Genomic DNA, 20,043 nt, shown 5'->3' with positions numbered 1-20,043 from the left:
GGCTTCAGGTGCATCCGGCCACTCAGAAGACAAGGCTGACGCTTTGCAAGTTCAAGCAACTACTAGTGCTTCATCTCCAGAAACTGCACCAGACACTACTTCAGGTGCTTCTCACTAATAGTTTTGCATAACTAGTAACATCAAAAGAAGATCTCCTTTTTTGAGGGAGATCTTCTTTTTTGTCTATTTTCTGTCTTTTTAGAAAAAATTTACTCTTTCTTAGGAGTAAGTTCTGCTAGATTTGCTATGCTCAAAGAGCTGGAAAAATCCAGGAAGCAAAAAAAGAGCCGACCCTTAGGTCAGCTCTTAAAACTCCCATGCTGGACGTCCCAGCTATTCATTCATGCCCACTAAAGGAGTCGAACCTTCACTCTGTTGCCAGAACAGCGACCTGAACGCTGCGCGTCTGCCAATTCCGCCAAGTGGGCATCTCGTGCCTCAGCACATATTTAATAATAGCAAAAATTTGGTAAAATGGAAGTGCTAATTCGAAATTTTCGTAATTTTTTTTGAAAAGAGGAGCGATTTTGTTAAAAAAGATCAAAAAGGCGCTGCTGAGTCTGGCAGCCAGCGGATTATTACTGACCGGAATAAGTATTTGGCAGGCCGCGCCGGTTGCGGCGGCAACCGCCAACTACCAGCAGCAGGACCTGAACCTGGACGTCAAGGCCGCGATTGCCGTTGATGCCGACAGCGGGCAGATCCTTTATGCCAAGAATGCCACGACCCCGCGGCAGATTGCTTCCATGACCAAACTGGTGACGGTTTACCTGACCCTGCAGGCCATTAAAGAGGGCAAGCTGTCCTGGACCAGTACGGCTAAGCCGACGGCCGCGATTGCCAAGATCAGCCAGAACACTGAGTATTCCAATGTGCCATTAACTAGTGGCCATGCTTACACGATCAAGGAGCTTTACCGGGCCACTTTGATCGAATCCGCTAACGGGGCAGCCATGACCCTGGCCGAGGCTGTCAGCGGCGACCAGGTAACTTTTGTTAAAAAGATGCGGAAGCTTTTGACCAGCTGGGGGATTAAGGACGCCAAGATCTACAACGCCTGCGGCTTGGCTAATGGCAACCTTGGCTCAGCTGCTTACTCGGGCGTGGGCAAGGACGTTGAAAACGAAATGTCAGCCACTGATATGGCCATCGTCTGCCAGAAGCTCTTAAAGGACTTCCCGGAAGTCTTGCAGACGACTTCAATCACTAGCACTACCTTCTCATCCGGTTCAACGCAAAGCCAGATGACCAACTGGAACTGGATGCTGAAGGGGCTGAGCAGCTACTACTCGGATCTGCCAGTTGACGGTTTGAAGACTGGGACGACTGACAAGGCCGGTGCCTGCTTTGCCGGGACTGTGAAGAAAAACGGCCACCGGATCATCACCGTGGTTTTGGGTGCCAAGCACGCAAACAGCCAGGACCCGTCCCGTTTCGTGCAGACGGCCAAATTGATGCACTATGTCTACCAGAACTACACGGCCGTAACCTTGAAGAAGGGGTCCAGCATCAGCGGGGCCAACACGGTCAAGGTGCCAGAAGGCAAGGAAACCAGCAGCAAGGTTGTTTTGGGCAAGACAGTGACTATCTGGGCCAAGCAGGGCAGCAAGCTGCAGACTTCCTTATCCAAGACTGCTGTTTCAGCCCCTGTAAAGAAGGGGAACAAGGTGGCCAGCTACAAGTTCTCAGCAACTAGCGGCAAATTGCCATCTCTTAGTGGCAAGACGGTGACTGCCCCAGCTGTAGCAACTCAGGACAACCAGGAGGCCAACTTCTTCGTCCGTTTGTGGCGGAGCATCTTTGGCAGCAAGTAAGATGAAAAGCATTGATGAAGATTTAGCCCGGCAGGTGGTCCGCCCCCGGCCGGCAGAAAGCCACAAGGGCAATTACGGCCGGGTCCTGCTGATTGGCGGAAATCACCAGTATGGCGGAGCCATCAGCATGGCCGCCGAAGCCGCGGTTTACTCCGGGGCGGGTCTGACGACGGTAGCAACCGACCCGGTCAATTTTGCCGCCCTCCACGCCCGCCTGCCAGAAGCAGCCGTGCTTGACTACAATTCGGATCTGACTGAGCAGATTTCCCGGTCTAATGTAGTTTTGTGCGGGCCGGGCCTGGGCTTGGAGGAAAAAGCCTGGGAAATTTTAGCAGCGGTCTGCCAGCATGCAGGTTCTGACCAGACTATTGTTTTTGACGCCAGTGCCTTGGACTTGCTCAGCCAAAAGCCTGACCTGCTGAAAAAACTTCAGGCCGGCCTGGTCATTCTGACGCCCCACCAGATGGAGTGGCAGAGGCTGAGCGGGATCAAGATTGCTGACCAGGAAGACCAGGCCAACCAAGCGGCACTTTCGCGTTTGTTCTCGGGCAAAATAAAAAATGTTATACTAGTCTTGAAGGCACATCGAACGCGAGTATATGCTTTTACAGGTGAAATCTACCGCAATTCAGCCGGCAACCCGGGAATGGCTACGGGCGGAATGGGCGATACTTTAGCTGGAATTATTGCCGCTTTTCTTGGCCAGTTTGGCCCCAAGCTGACCAGCGTTTTAGCAGCAGTTTACTGCCACTCAAGGGCAGGGGACGACCTTTACCAGTCCTCCTACCTGGTGCGGCCAACGCAAATTTCTGCTTATATGCCGCGCTTGATGAAGCGCCTGAGCACCTGTTAGATATCGGAGGGAATTATGAAAAAGTCAAAGTATCTTACCCTGCTTTCAGTAGCAGCTTTGACCCTGCTGACCAGTGGCCTGGGCAGCCAAGCAGCCTTGGCTGACACGGACACGGCGCAGACGGCAGAGACGACGACCAATACGTCAACCAATACGACGGACACGCCGGAAACGTCAACTGCTTTAAACCAGCGGGAAGCCAAGGGACAGAAGCTGACCACGCCTGTGGGAACTCTGCCGAATGCTTCTGACGCCATCAGCAACAAGGCTGATTTAAAGAGCGTTCAGGGTTACAGCTGGAAGACCACGCCAGACGTGTCAGCTGTCGGCAGCCAGAAGGCAACGGTAGTCATCACTTATACTGACGGGACGACCAGCGAAGTTGCAGTCGACTTGGTAGTAACCAATTATGCCAGCCAGAACAGCCCAGTAGCTAAGACCGGCTTGACGGTCAAGGTGGGCAAGACTTTGTCAGCTAGTGATGCCATCAGCAACCTTTCCAGCCTTAAGAACGTGGCCAGCGTGACCTGGAAGCAGGCACCAAACACGGCCAAGGCTGGCACGGTCAAGGGGACTGTTTTAGTAACTTACACTGACAAGTCAACCGACACGGTAGATATCACGGTTAAAGTGTCTTCAGTCGTGACGACCAAGAAGTCGGTCAAGAAGAGCAAGAAGAAGCAGTACGTAACCAAGACCCGGAAGATCATCCTGGACCGGCCGGGCAAGAACAAGACCATCACTCAAAAGGTTAAGCTGTCCAGAACGGTAACGACCACCACCACGACGACTAAAACCTATACTGATGGCAAATTGACCAAGACTTCCAAGAGCTCAAAAAAGAGCTACGGTAAGTGGTCAAAAGGGACCTGGAAGGGTTATAAGGTTCCTGCTATAAGTGGCTACAAGCGCAGCACCACTAAGGTTAAGGCCAAGAAAGTGACCAGCAAGACCAAGAATGTTACGGTCAAGGTCAGCTACAAGCGGGTTCTGCACAAGCCAGCCAACGCTCCTTACTATGACCCGGCTGATATGCGGGCCAAGACTGGGGACTACTACTTCAAGTCAAGTGAGAAGCGGGCTTACCCGAACCTGGCCAACTACAAGAATGTCTGGATCCGGGTTTCCATCCTGGGCAACCGGGTTTACGTCATGAGCGGCAAGAAGGTCATCTACACCATGTACTCTTCAGCCGGCCGTTTTGAAATGGTTAACGGCAAGTACCAAAGCGACACGCCGCGTGGCACCTTCTCTATCAAGGCAGCCTACGGCCCATCCTTTGTCTCCTCAGACGGCGTAGGAGCTCGTTACTACCTGGCTTACTACGGCAATGACTACTTGTTCCACAGCGTGCCGATCAACAACTACGGCTCTGGCGTCTACTACAAGGGCTACCACTATGGCTACGGCGGCGTCGGCAGCAATGCCCATTTGACTGTGCAGGGGACCAAGCCTGACTCTCATGGCTGCATCCGCTTGACCCTGAGTGACGCCCGCTGGCTGTACGGTCAACGGACTTCAGGCAAGCTGAAGGTGGGTACCAAGGTTGTTATCAAGTACAAGTAGCCTTTTTAGCAGTATTTTTGGTCAAACAAGCAATATGCTTGTTAATGTAAAAGTAAACAGGACTTTTTCACACGATGTGGAAGAGCCCTGTTTTTTGCTTTCATAGAAGCAAATCAGTGATTGTTATAGTATTACAATAATGGGCAGGGTTATCGTATACTATATTATAGTGTAGTGGCCTTGCTGTTCCTGTTGCTTTTTATTTGGCTGATCCAGCTGGTTAAGGAACATCGGCAGGCAAGAGCATACAATTACATAAATAGAAAGATGGTGGATGGCTTGTTTTTCAAAGCGAAAACTTTTAGCCTGTTAGTGGCCTTGTCCAGCTTGCTTCTAGCTTTTACCGCGGTTAATCCTGTCCAGGCAGCGGATACCGGCTCTTTGACGGTGCAGATGCGGGACCAGGAAACAGGCAAGGCGATTTCCGGCGGGAATTTGGTCGTTTATCAAGTAGCCAAGCTTGATTCAGCGAAAAAGTTTCAATATACCAGTGATTTTGCTAAAATGAGTCAAGATATTGCTGGCATGTCGCAAAATGAGATAATGACGGCGGATTTTGCCAGCCGCCTGGCTGATTATGTCAGTAGCAAGTCGCTTAGCGCGCAAATGGCGGAAATTTCCTCCAGCGGGGATGCCTCAATCAGCCTGGAGTCAAACGCGGTTTACCTGGTAGTGCAAACGACCAGCGCGGCGGGCTATGAGAAGATCAATCCCTTCTGCCTGGTCTTGCCATATAAGATTGACGGGGAGACGGTCAACAATATCGTAGCCCAGCCGAAAGACGCCCAGAAGACGCCGTCTAAACCGGCTACGCCTAACACGCCAAGCACCCCGTCGTCTTCAAGCTCAAGTAACAGAAAGGTCTCCAGCAAGCCGCAATATCCTGGTACGCCAACCATTACGGCCAAGAAGAAGACCAGCAAGACGGCAACTGGCAGCACGGTTCCAACTTTGCCGCAAACTCCGCGCTTGCCGCAGACGGGGCAGTTAAACTGGCCGATCCCACTCTTGGCTTTGGCAGGTTTGACCCTGTTTGTCTGGGGCTGGGCTGAGCAGAAGAAAGGTGAAAAATGAGAAAAAAAGGCAGAAGCAAAATGGCGCTAGGAGCCATCTTTATCTTGCTGGCCGGTTTACTGTTGGCCCACAACTTAATTGAAGACTACCGCGCCGGCAGTTCTGCCAAGGCAATCGTACGGACGATCGAGCAGGCGCCAAAAACTGCGAAAGCAAAGAAATCTGGCAAGGACGCGATTAAAGTCAACGGAACAGCCTACAGCGGCTATCTTAATTTCCCGACTTTAAATCTGACTTTGCCGGTAGCCAGCAAGTGGCGCTTCAGCCAGCTGGAAGTTTCCCCGGCGACTTATACGGGGACGGCAAAGGACCGGGACTGGACCGTGGCTGGGCACAATTTCGTGAACCATTTTGGCCGCTTGAACCAGCTGAAAGTCGGCGACAAGGTCTATTTTGAAGCCGTGGCCGGCCAGCGCTATGTCTACCAGGTCCAGAAAATGGAAGTCCTGCAGCCGACGGCCATCAGCAAGATGGTGCAAAGCAAGTACGATCTGAGCCTGTTCACTTGTACTTATGATGGCACGACTCGTTTTACAGTTAGATGTCATTTGTTACAAACCAAATAAGATTTTCACGAGCAATCCATTTTGGATTGCTTTTTCGTTAAAATTCGGGCAAACTGAAGTGGTTTGACTAGGTTTTTGATGTATTTTGTAAGATAATAAGCTTAATTCTTTGTGAAATCGCTTTGCTGGCGATTGCAGAGTTATAAAAAGAAGATCAAGAAAAGAGTGTAATTGATGAACAAGGCCCATAAACGTGTCGGAATACTGCTGATTGCCATAATCGCCTGCTTGATGATCATTCCAATCTTTGAGACCCTGCCGGAAGTCGGCGGCAAAAGCAAGGTTCAAGAGCACCCCCCGAAGAAGGAGCGGGTCGCAAAAAAAGAAAATAACAGACCTTATGCTGACCCGAGTGACATGCGTCCCATGACTGGCCACTACTATCTCTACTCCAGTGAAACCAAGCGCAAGTACCCTGACCTGCGCAAGTACAAGAATGTCTGGATCCGGGTGTCAATTCTCGGAGCCAGGGCCTATGTCATGTCCGGCAAGAAAGTCATCTACACCATGTACGCTTCTCCGGGTGCGATCAAGAAGAACGGAGAAAGCCGGACCCCAGTCGGCAACTACCGGATCCAGGAAGAAGCCGGCGAGGTCTTCTACAATAATAACGGGGTAGGGGCCCGCTATTACGTCTCCTACCACCAGCACGGGGTCTACCTTTTCCACTCAGTCCCGATCAACAACTTCAATTCCGGGGTCAAGGCCGGCAACTACCACTATGGCTACAAGGGCGGAGCCCACTTGACCACCCTGGGCAAGAAGCCGGACAGCCATGGCTGCGTTCGTTTGTCAGTCAGCGATGCCAAGTGGATCTATGAGCAAAGATCGAACGGGGGCCTGCCAGTTGGCAGCAAGGTTGTCCTCAAAATGCGTTAGGAAATCTGCATAGAGAAAGCGAACACAAATATTTTTGGTATAAAGCGCTTACAAGCAAGAATTTGTTTGCTCAAATATTCATTATTGGGTACAATAGAGTCGTAAGAAGCTTAGGAGGTATTTTTATGGCTTATTTCGTTAACGGTAATGACATTTTTAAGAAGGCTCGTAAGGAACACTACGCTGTTGGTGCCTACAACACTAACAACTTGGAATGGACCCGCGCTCTTCTTCGTGGTGCTGAAGAAACCAGAACTCCATTGTTGATTCAAGTTTCAACTGGTGCTGCTAAGTACATGGGTGGCTACAAGCTCGTTAAGGACTTGGTAGAAGACTCAATGGACGCTATGAACATCTCAGTTCCAGTTATCTTGAACTTGGACCACGGTGACTACGACTCAGCTATTGAATGTATCAAGCTTGGTTACTCAAGCGTTATGTTCGACGGCCACGCATTGCCAACTGAAGAAAACTTGGCCAAGACCAAGGAAATCATCAAGCTGGCTCACGAACGCGGCATTTCTGTTGAAGCTGAAATCGGCAAGATCGGTGAAAACCAAGGTGCCGGCGAACTTGCTTCAGTAGAAGACGCTAAGGCCTTCGTAGCTGCTGGCGTTGACAAGCTTGCCTGCGGTATCGGTAACATCCACGGTGTTTACCCAGAAGGCTGGAGCGGCTTGAACTTCGACCGTCTTAAGGAAATCGCTGAAGCTGTTCCTGAAACTCCACTTGTTTTGCACGGTGGTTCAGGTATTCCTCAAGACCAAATCGAAAAGGCAATTTCTTTGGGTATCTCAAAGATCAACATCAACACTGAATTCCAACTTGCATTCCAAGAAGCTACTCGCAAGTACATCGAAGAAGGCAAGGACCAAGACAAGAGCAAGAAGGGTTACGACCCACGTAAGCTGCTCTTGCCAGGTACTGAAGCTATCACTGACTCAATGAAGGAAATGATCAGCTGGATGGGTACTCCATCAATCGACGACAAGGAAGCTGACGCTTCATTCGACAGAAGCTCACTTAACGAAGAATAATCTGAAGCTTCAGAATTTTCTTCATGAGAAAAGGCTCTGTAACAGCATTTGCTGCTACAGGGCCTTTTTCTTTTGCTCTTATTCAATTGTGTGCTTATTTTTTGTCCAAGCTGACTGTAACCTGGTCAAAGCTGTAGGGCTTGACGAAGGAGAGCCGCCAGCCAGTTAAAGCTAAGTCTTCACCGGCAAAATTTGGGTTGTAGAGGGGATCGCCCACGATCGGCCAGCCTGATGCCGACAAGTGGACCCGGATCTGGTGGGTCCGGCCGGTTTCCAAAGTTACCAGCAGTTTAGCCTGCTTTTTCTCCTCGTCTTTTGCTAAGACCTGGAAGTGGCTGACTGCTCTTAAGCCGTCAGCTCTGACCTGCCTCTTTCTTTGATCAAACGGGTCTTGCCCGATCGGCAGGTCAATTGTGCCTTGAGATGCTATTTCTTTGTTTAAGTCGACCGTAGCCAGGTAGTCTCGTCTTAGGGTCTTGCTGGTCAGCTGCCGGTTTAAGATCGGGACGACCGCCGGATTTTTGGCGACCAGCAAGAGCCCGCCTGTCAGCATGTCCAGGCGGTGGACGATGTAGGGGCTGTAGCCTAAGTAGCTGGCGCAATCATTAAGTGCCGTTCCGTTTTCCCCCTGGTTGGGGTGGGTCTTTTGCCCCTTGGGCTTGTCGATGACTAAAACATTTTCGTCTTCGTAGACAACTTTTGGCATTTTACCGCTGGCCGGGTAGTCTCCTTGCAGGGATTCCACCTGGTCTAAGTAAAGGTCGACTTTTTCATTGCCCTTGACCAGTTGGTTGAAGCTGCGGTATTGGCCATTGACTAAAACCTGCTGCTCAATGCGAAGATAGTGCCGCCATTTGCGGGGAATCAAGAGCTGCCTTAAGAGGTCGCTGACGGAAACTGGTGGACGGTCTGCGGGATAGATTAAGCTGAAATGATAGATCATGGCTGGATTTATTTTCTTTCTAAAAACCTTGTTAGCGCAATTAAGAAATGGATAACTTGCTCCTTGCAGGATAGCCGCGGCCAGCTTTTATGATAAAATCAAACTGTTTAGACCACGTTCTAACGAAGGAGCAGATATTAATGGAAAACAGGCGCAAAGCGCGTAAACAAATGAACGACTCCCAGCCCAAAAAGGGCTTGTGGGGATGGCTGAAAAGGATCAACTACCGCTTCCAACTGCTAAGATGGGTGATTTTGATCGTTTTGAGCCTTTTTTTAGCTGTATCTTCTTATTATACCTTTAAAGTCAAAACAGCCAACCTGTCCAACCTCCAGGCTTCCCTGGCCAAGACCACGGTTATCTATGACCAGAATGGCAAAAAGGCCGGATCCGTGTCTTCCGGCAAGGGGACCTATGTCAGCTTGAGCAAGATTTCCCCCAATGTCCAAAAGGCCGTAGTCGCTACAGAAGACCGGACCTTCTGGACCAATATCGGGATCAGTCCTAAGGGCATCCTCCGGGCGGCGGTCAGCTATGTCATCCACGGGGGCAATATCGCCGGGGGTGGGTCGACCATCACCCAGCAGCTGGTCAAGAACTCCATTTTGACCCAGCAGCAGACCCTGTCCCGGAAGGTGGAGGAAATGTTCTATGCCATCCAGGTGACCAAGGTCTATTCTAAAAAGCAGATCATGGCCATGTACCTCAACAACGCCTACTTTGGCAACGGGGTCTACGGGGTCCAGGATGCCAGCCGCAAGTATTTCGGCAAGAACGCCAGCCAATTGACGGTGGCTGAAGGGGCAACCTTGGCCGGTATTTTGCGGAACCCTTCCTACTACAACCCGATCGATTCCCTCTCGCACTCGGTTTCCAGAAGAAACCTGATCCTGCAGCTGATGGTCGACAACAAGTCCATCAGCCAGACGACTGCCAACAAGGCCAAAAAAGAGGGGATGAACCTGGTCGATACCTATAAGGCGACCAGCGGCTACAAGTATCCTTACTACTTTGACGCCGTCATCTCTGAAGCCATCAGCAAGTACGGTTTAAGCGAAAACGAGATCATGAGCAAGGGGCTGAAGATCTACACGACCCTGGACCAGAACTACCAGAAGTCCATGCAGGCCAGCTTCAAGAACAAGTACAACTTCCCGGTCAACCCGGCCGGCACGGCCCGGGCCCAAGGGGCCAGCGTGGCCATGGATCCCAAGACCGGGGCGGTCAAGGCCCTGGTCGGAGGACGCGGCAAGCACGTTTTCAGAGGCTACAACCGGGCCACGCAGATGCAGCGCCAGCCCGGCAGTGCCATCAAGCCCCTGGCTGTCTACGCGCCGGCTCTGGAGAACGGCTACCACTATGACTCTGACCTCTCCAACAAGCGGCAGAAGTTCGGCAAGAACGGCTATGAGCCGGTCAACGTCGACAACCAGTACTCGACCACGATTCCGATGTACCAGGCCCTGGCCCAGTCCAAGAACGTCCCGGCTGTCTGGCTTTTAAACAAGATCGGGGTGTCCACCGGGGTCAGATACTTGAAGAAGTTCGGCATTACCGTCTCCAAGAGTGACCAGAACCTGGCCCTAGCTCTGGGCGGGGTGTCCACCGGGGTCAGTCCTTTGCAGATGGCCCGGGCCTACTCAGCTTTTGCCAACAGCGGGAAGCTGCCGGACAGCTCATACATGATCACCAAGATCACCGACGCCAGCGGCAACGTGATCGCGGAAAACAACAATACTGGGACCAGCCAGATTATTTCAGCTGACACGGCCAAGGAAATGACCCAGATGCTGCTCAGCGTCTTCACTTCCGGGACGGCCGTTAACGCCAAGCCGTCTGGCTACTCAGTAGCCGGCAAGACCGGGTCAACTGAAGTATCTTTTGCATACGGGACCAAGGACCAGTGGATCGTCGGCTACACCCCGGACGTGGTCGTGGCTACCTGGGTCGGCTTTGACAAGACCGACAAGAGCCACTACATGCAGGGGATTTCAGAAACCGGGATTACCACCCTTTATAAAGACGAAATGACCCGGATCCTTCCTTACAGCAAGCAGACCAGCTTTACCGTCCAGTCAGCTGACTCCATGGCCCAAAGCAATGGGACAAGCAGCTCTTCTTCAAGTTCTTCGGACTGGAGCAAGAAGCTGAAAGAATCGATCAGCGATGGGGTAAAGAATGCCGAATCAACGATTAAGTCATGGTACAATAAGATTACTGGAAAATAAGCAAACAGAATTTTTTATGGAATAAAAAAGGAGAAAAGAAAAAATGGTCAACATTTACGACACTGCCAACCAATTAGCTAACGACTTGCGGGAAACCCAGCAATTTTTGGCTTTGAAGGAAGCCATGAACGCTGTTAAGGCGGATGAGGGTAGCCTGGCCTTGTTCAAGGAACTGGACGCGGCCCAAATGGAAATCATGGAAGCCCAGCAAACCGGCAAGGAATTGACTGAGGAGCAGCAAGACCACTTCAAGAGCTTGAACGAACGGGTCAGCCAAAACACCACCCTGCAAAGCATGCTCTTGGCCGAACAAGCTGTTTACACCCTGCTCAACGACGTACAAAAGAATATCGGCCAGCCTTTGTCTGAAGCATACGAGGATTTGAGAAAAGCCTAATCATGAAATTCATTCATTTAGCTGACGCGCACTTAGATAGCCCCTTTCGTGGACTATCTTTTTTGCCAAACAGGGAATATGCTGAAATCCGCCAGTCAGCTGCCCAGTCTTTGACCAAGATCGTGGACCTGGCCTTAAAAGAGCAGGTCGACCTGGTTTTAATCGCCGGCGATACCTTTGACTCAAACAAGCCGTCTCCGGCCAGCCAGCTCTTTTTAGCCCGGCAGGTGAAGCGGCTGACTGACGCCCAGATACAAGTGGTCATGATCTTCGGTAACCACGATTACATGACCCGGCAGGATCTCTTGGTCGAAAACAGTCCTTACTTCTGCCTCTTGGGCGACCAGGAAAAAGTTGCCCGGGAATTTTTTAAGACTAAGACTGGCTTTGCCTACAATGTGACCGGCTTCTCTTACAGCCAGAACCATATTGAAGCTGACCTCCTGGACCAGTTCCCGGAAAAAGAGGGCTATACCATCGGCCTAATGCACGCGGCCCAAAGAGCGGCCAGCGGCAATGTTTACGCTCCCTTTGACTTAAGCCAGATGAAGGAACTGGGCTATGACTACTTTGCTCTCGGTCACATCCACGCCCGGCAAATTTTAAGCGAGAAGCCGCTAATTGTTTACCCCGGCAACATCCAAGGCCGGGATGTCGGCGAACTGGGGGAGAAGGGCTGCTACCTGGCTGAAGTCGATGAGACCAGCGGGCAAACCAGCCTGACTTTTGTCCAAACAGCGCCGATTACCTGGAAGCAGCTGAGTTTAGAGCTGGACCAGGCAATTGATAAGAGCAGCCTGCATGCCAAAGCCCTGGAACTTTTGCAAGAAAACATCCAAGGCAAGACTTACTTCAGCTTGAAGATTTCGGGCTCAGAATATTTGACCAGTGAAGAAATAGACCTTTGGCAGGACCAGGAGGCCTGGGCTGGTCTGTCCGCGGCTTTAGCCCCAGCACAATTGGTTGACGTCCGCTTATCCGTCCGGGGCCTGGTCAGCCTCAACAACAGCGACCGGGAAGCCCTGGCTGCTGCTGAAGCAGAAGTTTTGACTGACGAGAAGATCCAGCAGCTGGCCGCTTCCTGGGCCAAGAAGGACCCATATGCCCGCCGGCTTTTAGAGGATGGGGAATTCCGCGGCCAGGTCCGGGACTTGGTCGCCGTCAAGCTGGCCAGCCGCCTGCAGGCAATGACTGGGGGAGAAGAATGAGACTCAAGCAGATTCAAATTTACAATTTCGGCCAGTTCAGCCAGGAGACTTTTGACCTGCCAGAGGGCAATTTAGCAGCCTTCTTCGGGGGCAATGAGGCCGGCAAGAGCACGACCGTAGCCTTCATCAAGCAGATTCTTTTTGGCTTCAATTTGAAAAATACCAGCTCAGTCTTTTTTGAAGACTACGAACCCTTGACCAAGAGCTACCCGATGGGCGGGCAGCTGGTCTTTACTAGCGATGCAGGGGAATATGTCTTAGAGCGGACTTGGAGCAAGGGGGACAAGAGCAAGACCGGGGCAGTCAAGGTCCTGTTAAACGGCCAGGAAGTCCCGGCCAGCCTCTTTTACGACCAGATCCAAAATATCGACGGGGGCTTTTACGCTGAAAGCTTTATCTTTAACGAAGACCTCCTCCGCCAGGTCAGCTCCCTGTCTGAAGGCGAGATCCTGGAGAACATCTACTATCTGGGGGCGGCCCAGAGCAGCCAGCTTCTGGCCATCCGGGCTGACTTTGACAAGGAAGCCAAGGACCTCTTCAAGCCAAGCGGGAAGAAGGCCCCGGTCAACCAGGACTTGCTTAAATTAGCTGAGCAAAGAGACAAGGTGGCCGCTGACGGCCAGGAATTCGATGCCTACCAGCAGCTGGAAGGCCAGCGGCTGGCTGAAGAAAAAGCAGCTAAAAAGCTGGAAAAAGAGGTCCAGGAAATCTCCAGCCGTTTGCAGAAGCTGGACAAGCAGCTGGAGCAGGTGCAGAACTACCAGACTTATCTGGACCTGAAAAAGCAGGTCAGCCCGGTAGCTTTTGACCAGGAGCTCTACCAGAAGGCCCTGGACCTTAGTGCCCAGATCAAGGCCCTCAAGGCTTCCATCAAGGAAGAAAAAGCAGCGGTTGACCCAGCCCTTTTGGCCAAAAGAAAGGACCAGGTCCGGGCCTGGCGGCAGGAACTGGGGCAAATCAGCCAGAGCCTGGAAATGCTCAAGCAGCAGGTGGGGCAGCTGGAAGAAAAGCAGGCCAGCCTCTTAGAATTGACCCCGCATTTAGCGCAAGTGGCAGATTTATCCATGGACCAGTTCCAGCAGATGCAGGCTGACTGGGAAGACAGTCAGAAAACTGAAGAAAAACCAAAGACCCTGCCGCCATATGTCGGCTTGATCGTAGCGGTAATTGGCCTGGCTTTGATCGGGCAAAACCGGATTTTGGCAATATTGTTAATCCTTGCCGGCGCGGCTTTAGCGGCTTATGCCTACTTCAAAAAGCCCGCCAAGGGGCCGGACAAGGCGGGAGCCTTTAAGGAAAAGTACGGTATCGATGCCAGCGTTAAGGTCGACTCCTTGCTTGCCCCTTACCGGGACCTGGCCATCAACCGGCGGGACTTGGAAAATGCCCAGGCAGAACTCGCTCAAAAAGAAAAACAGGCCGCTGACCTGGCCCGGCAATTGGGCTTGGATGGCAGTGACCTTACAGCTGTCAGCCAGCAGCTGGGCCGCTTGGAAGAGCAGGTGGAAGCTGAGAGTGCGGCTCTAAGGGCCAGCCAGGAGGTCAAGGCGGCCAACTTGAACTACCAAAAGCAAATCAGTGCTTTAACTGAACAGCTTTTGGCCATCTACCAGACTGCCGGGGTAGAAAACCTGGCAGCCTACCAGGCATTAGCGCAAAAGCTGCAAGAACAAAAGGCTTTATCTGCCCAGATCACTGCTTTGAAGAACAACTTGGGTGACCAGTTAGCGGCTTTTGAAGAAAATGGCCTGGATGCAAGTAAATTGCTGGGGCAAAAGCCGGAGCTGGAAAAAGAGCTGGCTGACAAGCAAAGAGCTGTCTCAGCCCGCCAGCAGGAAATGGCCAACCTTTTGGCTGAGGAAAAACGCTATGCTTCTTCCAGCCAGGTGGCGGAAGACAAGCAGCTATTAGCTGAAATCGCCGACAGCTTCAGAAGAGACAGCCAGGACTACCTGGCCAGCCTTTTGGCCGGGGAAGTCATTGGCCGGACCCTGGATCTGGCCTCAAATGACCGCTTCCCGAAGATGCTGAAATTAGCCCAGGAATACCTGGAAATTTTGACCGGCGGCCGCTACCGGGAAATCCTTTTGCCGGCCAAATTGTCCAAGAAGACCCCGCTCAAGGTGGTCAGAAAAGACAAAAAGAAGATCCCCCTGGCCTACCTGTCCCGGGGGACCCAGGAACAGCTCTATTTTGCCTTGAAACTGGCTTTTGTCATGCAGATCAAGGACAAGATCGACTTGCCGGTCTTGATCGACGATTCATTCGTCAACTTCGATGGCCCGCGGACCGGCTACATTGTGGACATGCTCAAGAAGATGAGCGAAGACAAGCAGATCCTGGTCTTTACGGCCAGAGAAGACTTGGCTGAAGCCGTCAGCTGCGCGCCAATCAGATACAGAAAGAAGGAGCAGGATGCTTAAACGTTTGCTGGATTACAATGAAGGGGAAGAATTTGACCTGGTCTTGATGGTCAAGAATTCCCAGCTGCGCCAAGATAAGAGGGGCAAGCACTACCTGCTCATGCAATTGGCTGACTCTTCCGGCAGCATCCGGGCCAATTACTGGCAGGCTAAGGCTGAGGATGCCAGCCGCTTCAACGCCGGCACGGTGGTTGAGGCCTCAGGGATGATTGAGGACTACCACAACCATGACCAGATCAAGCTGTTCAGCATTCATCCGGTCAGCCCGGACGACCAGGTGGACTTGAGCCAATTGGTGGCCTCTGCTCCGGAAAAGGCAGATGACATGGAGAAGGAGATCAAGGCCTTTGTGGCCCAGATCGACAATAAGAACTGGCATGACCTGGTGGACTTCCTTTTGAAAAAGTGGTCCAGCCGCTTCTTCGCTTACCCGGCTGGCAAGTCCAACCACCACGCCTACAAAGGCGGTCTGGCCTTCCACACTTTGACCATGCTGAAAGACGCCAGAGGTTTGGCTGACAACTACCCAGCCGTCAACCGGTCTCTGCTTTATGCCGGCTGCATCTTGCATGACATGGGCAAGGTGCTGGAATTGTCCGGCCCGGTCGCGACCCAGTACACGGCAGAAGGCAATTTAGTTGGCCACCTGGTTTTGATCGATGAGCAGCTGATGCTGGCTGCCCAGGAACTGAAAATCGACCTGGCCAGTGAAGACCTGCTACTGCTCCGGCACATGGTCTTATCCCACCACGGCCGCTATGAGTACGGGTCACCAAAACTGCCGGCGCTGCTTGAAGCAGAGCTTCTGCACCGGATCGACGACCTGGACGCGGCGGTCAACGCCATTACGACTGAACTGTCCACGACCAAGCCGGGCGAATTCACCCCGCCGCTGATGTCCCAGGACGGCCGCCGCTATTACCGGCCAAGACAGGAAAGATAGGAAAAATTCTTCTTTTTCTATTTTCTATATTTTCCTGTTTTTCTATTCCCTTATATATTTCTCTCTTTCCTTGTTTGATTTTTTAGATTAAACTCTTGACAGACTAAATGAGAGATGGTTTAATTACTTTAATTAAAAAATCATTTAAAAAGAGAGGATCTAACAATGAACTTGCTCAAGACAAACATGACTAGTTTCTTTTATGGCTATGCTTATTTCGACTAAAGCGTCCGCGGATACGGACGCGAGACGTTCGTATCTCAGCTAGCCAATGTTTGTTGAGCCTGCTAGATACACATTCAATCTAGCATGGCTGGGGCAAGGGCCCACTTTTTTATAGATATGCAACCATCTGGATTGGAGACGTCTTCCAAACAGGTGGTTTTTATTTTTTAGATTAGAAAGAGTGGACAAGATGAGAATTGTATTAGTTGGCTTCATGGCATGCGGGAAAACGACGGTTGGCGATTTGCTGGCGAAAAAGCTGAATAAGCTGCAGATCGACTTAGACCAGGCCATTGTGGAAAGAGAAAAGCTGACCATCCCGGAAATTTTTGCCAAGTTCGGCGAAGACCACTTCCGCCTCTGCGAGCACCGGGCCCTGCTGGCCAATATTGGCAAAGACGCGGTGATCACGACCGGGGGCGGAACCCCGATGCGGGACGATAACGCGGCCTGCCTGATCAACTCCGGTGCTCCGGTAATCCTTTTGGACGCGGAGATCCAGACCATCGTTGACCGGATCGGCAATGACAAGAATCGCCCGCTTGCCAACAGCCTGGACGTAGAGGGCATGGCCAAGCTCAAGGCCAGCCGGCAGGAAAGATACGAGCAGGTGGCCAACTTGAAGATCCAGACTGACCACTTGACCCCGGAGGAAATCTGCCAGCAGATCCTGGACTTCTGCCAGGCCTGGAATGAAGAAGACGATCTCATGACGGCTGTCCGCTAACTTTTGCCATGATTGTTGAAGAAAAAAGCAAATGGCAAAAAAGAAACAAAGTAAAAAGAGAAAACACAAAAGACAAAGCATAGAAACAAAGGAGCTCACATGTACTACTTAACCGCGGGGGAATCCCATGGACCACAATTGACGGCGATTATTGAAGGCCTGCCGGCGGGCCTGAAGATCGACATTGCTGAAGTCAACGCTGCTTTAAGCCAGCGGCAGGGGGGCTTTGGCCGGGGTGACCGGCAGAAGATCGAAAAAGACCAGGTTGAATTCGTCGGCGGGGTCCGCCACCAGGTAACCTTAGGCGGGCCGGTAGCCTTGGTGGTCAAGAACCGGGACCATGGCAACTGGGGCGAGATCATGTCGCCAACTGCTGAGGAAACGGCGGAAAACTCCCAGCGGAAACTCGTGCACCCGCGGCCAGGCCACGCGGACTTGGTCGGCGGGATGAAGTACCGGCACCGGGACCTGCGCAATGTTTTGGAGCGGTCCTCAGCCCGGGAAACTACCCTGCGGGTAGCCTTGGGCAATATCGCCCAGCAGTTTTTGCGGCAGCTGGATATCGACCTGGTGGCTTATGTGGCGCAAGTCGGGCCAGTAGAAGCCGATTCTGAAAAGCCCCTGGACGTCAGTGAGATCCGGCAGAAGATTTTGCAAAATGACATGCACGTTATCGACCAGGACAAGGTGGAAGAGTTGCATCAGCTGATTTCAGAGACTAAGGAAAATGGTGACACCTTAGGCGGGATTATCCGCCTGGTAGCAACTGGCCTGCCGGCAGGGCTGGGCAGCTACGTCAGCTGGGACACGAAACTGGACGCCAAGCTTGCCGCGGCCGCTGTTGGCGTCAATGCCATGAAGGGGGTCAGCTTCGGGGATGGTTTTGAACTGGGAACCAAATTCGGCAGCCAGGTCATGGACCAGATCGACTGGGAAAAGGGGGCAGGCTTCAGCCGCCTCAGCGACCACCTGGGCGGCTTTGAAGGAGGAATGACCAACGGGATGCCAGTAGTCATGAACGTAGCCATGAAGCCGATTCCGACCCTCTACCAGCCCCTGCAGACGGTGGACATCAACACTAAGGAAAAGCACCTGGCCAGCGTCGAGCGGTCAGACACGACTTCAATCGTGGCGGCCTCCCTGGTTATTCAAAGCGTAATTGCCCTGGAGTTGGCCAAGGCCATCTGTGACCAGTTTGAATCCAGCAGCCTGCAGAGACTGCAAGAAGAACTGGCCCGCTACCGGCAGGAGTGCCGGGAATACTAGTGAGGCTGCACACGTTAGGGCCGGAGGCAACCGACAGCTGGAAGGCGGCAGTTTTTTACCGGGAAAATAATAAAGATAAAGCAGATATCGAAATCATCGGCCATGCCAGCTTTGAAGACATCTTGGAAAACCTGGCGGACTTAGCTGGTGACTATCTCGTGATCCCGGCAGCTTTTCAGTCCCAGAAACTGGGCCTGGCCTGGGGGGACATGCACTACCTTTACCAAAAGCAGCTGGGTTTAAAAGAAGCCTTTGTCATGAACTTGAACCCTATGCTGCTGCTGGAAAATTCCTATGTCCACAACCGCTTAGCCTTTACCCATGCCGCCGTGGCCAAGCTGCTCCTCCAGTACGTGCCAGAGGCAGAAATTGTGACCTGTCCCAGCAAGTACCTGGCCTACCAGGAATACCGCCGGCGGGGGCAGTACGTTTTAACCAATGAGCAGAACGTGACCCTGCGCCCTTTTGAAAAAGTCCTCGCCCGGATCAAAATTCCCATGGTCTGGTGCGTCTACCAGATCAAGTAGTAAACTTAGGCAAAATACGAAGACAGACAAGAAAATAGAGAAAGAAAAAAGCATGAAAGAATTAGCGATGGCCCCAAATGGCCTCTCTGGCCGCTTAACCGTTCCCGGCGACAAAAGCATTTCCCACCGGGCCGTGATGCTGGGGGCGATAGCCAAAGGCGAGACAAGGATCAGGCACTTTTTGCCCGGCCAGGACTGCTTGACCACGGTCAAGGCCTTCCAGGATTTAGGGGTCAGAATTGACCGGGAAGGAGAAAACTTGCTCGTTCACGGGCAAGGATTAAACGGACTTAAGGCTGCGGATAAAGCTTTAGATATGGGCAATTCCGGCACGACAACCCGCCTTTTGCTGGGAATTTTGGCCGGTAGCTCCTTTGTTAGTCAATTGATCGGGGATGCTTCTTTAAGCAAGCGGCCGATGAAGCGGGTCAGCCAGCCCTTGGCTAAATTCGGGGCAGAGATTGCCTTGAGCCCGGCCGGAACCCTGCCAGCCACGGTCAAGGGGCAAAAGCTGCACGGGGCGGAAATCCAGCTGGAAGTTGCCAGCGCCCAGGTCAAAAGCGCGGCGATTTTTGCCGCCCTGGAAGCAGATAGCCCGTCAACCATCATCGAAAAGCTGCCGACCAGAAACCATACTGAGATCATGCTGCGGCAGTTTGGGGCGGATATCGAAACTGAAGCTGACAATTTAACCATCCATGTCCAGCCGGGGCAAGAATTGCTGGGCCAGGAAGTGGAAGTGCCCGGTGACATGTCTTCGGCGGCTTTTTGGCTGACGGCCGGAGCCATCGTGCCAAATTCAAAAGTTACTTTGTCCCGCGTTAACCTCAACCCGACCCGAACAGGGATCGTCAAGGTCTTAGCGCAGATGGGAGCAAAAATTTCCATCGAACAAGTGCCAAGCAAGGGTGAAGAATTGGGCAACTTGACGATTGAAACCAGCCAGCTGGCTCCAGTTAAGTTGACGGTGGAAGACATCCCGGCCGTCATTGATGAATTGCCTTTGGTGGCGCTGCTAGCGGCTTGCGCGGAGGGAACCAGCGAGATCCGCGGAGCAGAGGAGCTCAGAGTCAAGGAGACTGACCGGATCAAGACGGTTAGCCAGGAATTAGGCAAACTGGGCGTAGAAATCACGGAACTGCCAGACGGGATGATCATCAAGGGCCGGAAAAACTGGCAGGTCAAAGATGACACCTTGGACAGCCACGGCGACCACCGGCTGGGGATGATGGCGGCCATTGCGGCATTAAAGAGCGAGCAACCGCTTCGTCTGGCTAATGAAGACAGCATCTCAGTGTCATACCCGGGCTTTTTCAGCGACTTGGAAAAGCTGGTTAGGTAATCTATAGACAGCAAGCAAAAACAAA

General features: G+C 52.2%; 17 protein-coding genes and 1 tRNA gene. 16 read left to right on the top strand and 2 right to left on the bottom strand.

What is annotated here, in order from left to right; translation table 11 throughout:
• Positions 1-344: 344 nt before the first annotated feature.
• A tRNA-Leu gene (locus tag ACLUXO_RS07105) sits at positions 345-428 on the bottom strand.
• A 99-nt stretch (positions 429-527) separates the two neighbouring features.
• Here ACLUXO_RS07105 and ACLUXO_RS07100 point away from each other — a divergent pair.
• The 7 genes from ACLUXO_RS07100 to ACLUXO_RS07070 all read left to right on the top strand — a co-directional run bounded on the left by ACLUXO_RS07100 (position 528) and on the right by ACLUXO_RS07070 (position 7,789).
• Positions 528-1,814 (top strand): D-alanyl-D-alanine carboxypeptidase family protein, encoded by a 1,287-nt coding sequence (locus ACLUXO_RS07100; RefSeq protein WP_412136939.1) that lies wholly within the window; start codon positions 528-530, stop codon positions 1,812-1,814.
• A gap of 1 nt (position 1,815) precedes the next feature.
• Positions 1,816-2,667 carry an NAD(P)H-hydrate dehydratase gene (locus ACLUXO_RS07095; RefSeq protein ID WP_412136938.1) on the top strand — a complete coding sequence of 284 codons (852 nt, stop codon included), beginning with the start codon at positions 1,816-1,818 and terminating at the stop codon, positions 2,665-2,667.
• A 15-nt stretch (positions 2,668-2,682) separates the two neighbouring features.
• Positions 2,683-4,233, top strand: coding sequence for a Rib/alpha-like domain-containing protein (locus ACLUXO_RS07090; protein ID WP_412136937.1), 1,551 nt, complete (start codon positions 2,683-2,685; stop codon positions 4,231-4,233).
• Positions 4,234-4,512: 279 nt separating this feature from the next.
• A complete protein-coding gene (locus tag ACLUXO_RS07085; RefSeq protein ID WP_412136936.1) occupies positions 4,513-5,307 on the top strand; it encodes a hypothetical protein in 795 nt (264 codons plus the stop codon).
• The gene (locus ACLUXO_RS07080; protein ID WP_412136935.1) at positions 5,304-5,873 is read left to right on the top strand and encodes a sortase; all 570 of its coding nucleotides are present in this window, start codon (positions 5,304-5,306) and stop codon (positions 5,871-5,873) included. The genes ACLUXO_RS07085 and ACLUXO_RS07080 overlap by 4 nt, the downstream gene beginning before the upstream one ends.
• Positions 5,874-6,047: 174 nt before the next feature.
• Positions 6,048-6,752 (top strand): L,D-transpeptidase, encoded by a 705-nt coding sequence (locus tag ACLUXO_RS07075; RefSeq protein ID WP_412136934.1) that lies wholly within the window; start codon positions 6,048-6,050, stop codon positions 6,750-6,752.
• 125 nt (positions 6,753-6,877) lie between these two features.
• Positions 6,878-7,789 carry a ketose-bisphosphate aldolase gene (locus ACLUXO_RS07070; protein ID WP_003613944.1) on the top strand — a complete coding sequence of 304 codons (912 nt, stop codon included), beginning with the start codon at positions 6,878-6,880 and terminating at the stop codon, positions 7,787-7,789.
• A 94-nt stretch (positions 7,790-7,883) separates the two neighbouring features.
• On the opposite strand, the gene ACLUXO_RS07065 is transcribed toward ACLUXO_RS07070, so the two are convergent.
• Positions 7,884-8,732: an RluA family pseudouridine synthase gene (locus ACLUXO_RS07065; RefSeq protein ID WP_412136933.1), complete on the bottom strand. Its 849-nt coding sequence runs from the start codon at positions 8,730-8,732 to the stop codon at positions 7,884-7,886.
• Positions 8,733-8,902: 170 nt separating this feature from the next.
• Between ACLUXO_RS07065 and ACLUXO_RS07060 the strand changes: the two genes are divergently transcribed.
• The 9 genes from ACLUXO_RS07060 to aroA all read left to right on the top strand — a co-directional run bounded on the left by ACLUXO_RS07060 (position 8,903) and on the right by aroA (position 20,018).
• Positions 8,903-10,960, top strand: a complete 2,058-nt coding sequence (locus ACLUXO_RS07060; RefSeq protein ID WP_412136941.1) for a transglycosylase domain-containing protein — start codon at positions 8,903-8,905, stop codon at positions 10,958-10,960.
• A gap of 43 nt (positions 10,961-11,003) precedes the next feature.
• A complete protein-coding gene (locus ACLUXO_RS07055) occupies positions 11,004-11,357 on the top strand; it encodes a YlbF/YmcA family competence regulator (protein ID WP_412136932.1) in 354 nt (117 codons plus the stop codon).
• 2 nt (positions 11,358-11,359) lie between these two features.
• A complete protein-coding gene (locus ACLUXO_RS07050) occupies positions 11,360-12,565 on the top strand; it encodes a metallophosphoesterase family protein (RefSeq protein ID WP_412136931.1) in 1,206 nt (401 codons plus the stop codon).
• Entirely contained in the window at positions 12,562-14,988 is a 2,427-nt protein-coding gene (locus tag ACLUXO_RS07045) for an AAA family ATPase (RefSeq protein ID WP_412136930.1), read from the top strand. The genes ACLUXO_RS07050 and ACLUXO_RS07045 overlap by 4 nt, the downstream gene beginning before the upstream one ends.
• Complete coding sequence (locus tag ACLUXO_RS07040) at positions 14,981-15,931, top strand: 3'-5' exoribonuclease YhaM family protein (RefSeq protein WP_412136929.1); 951 nt, start codon at positions 14,981-14,983, stop codon at positions 15,929-15,931. The genes ACLUXO_RS07045 and ACLUXO_RS07040 overlap by 8 nt, the downstream gene beginning before the upstream one ends.
• A 415-nt stretch (positions 15,932-16,346) precedes the next feature.
• Positions 16,347-16,883 (top strand): shikimate kinase, encoded by a 537-nt coding sequence (locus tag ACLUXO_RS07035; RefSeq protein WP_270447606.1) that lies wholly within the window; start codon positions 16,347-16,349, stop codon positions 16,881-16,883.
• 99 nt (positions 16,884-16,982) lie between these two features.
• A complete protein-coding gene (gene aroC / locus ACLUXO_RS07030; protein ID WP_412136928.1) occupies positions 16,983-18,149 on the top strand; it encodes a chorismate synthase in 1,167 nt (388 codons plus the stop codon).
• Entirely contained in the window at positions 18,149-18,676 is a 528-nt protein-coding gene (locus ACLUXO_RS07025; protein ID WP_412136927.1) for a hypothetical protein, read from the top strand. The genes aroC and ACLUXO_RS07025 overlap by 1 nt, the downstream gene beginning before the upstream one ends.
• Before the next feature lie 52 nt (positions 18,677-18,728).
• Positions 18,729-20,018: a 3-phosphoshikimate 1-carboxyvinyltransferase gene (gene aroA / locus ACLUXO_RS07020; protein ID WP_412136926.1), complete on the top strand. Its 1,290-nt coding sequence runs from the start codon at positions 18,729-18,731 to the stop codon at positions 20,016-20,018.
• Positions 20,019-20,043: the final 25 nt, after the last annotated feature.

Source organism: Lactobacillus delbrueckii subsp. bulgaricus (assembly GCF_046938665.1).
GTDB lineage: Bacteria > Bacillota > Bacilli > Lactobacillales > Lactobacillaceae > Lactobacillus > Lactobacillus delbrueckii_C.
This window is presented reverse-complemented; position numbering and strand designations above follow the sequence as displayed.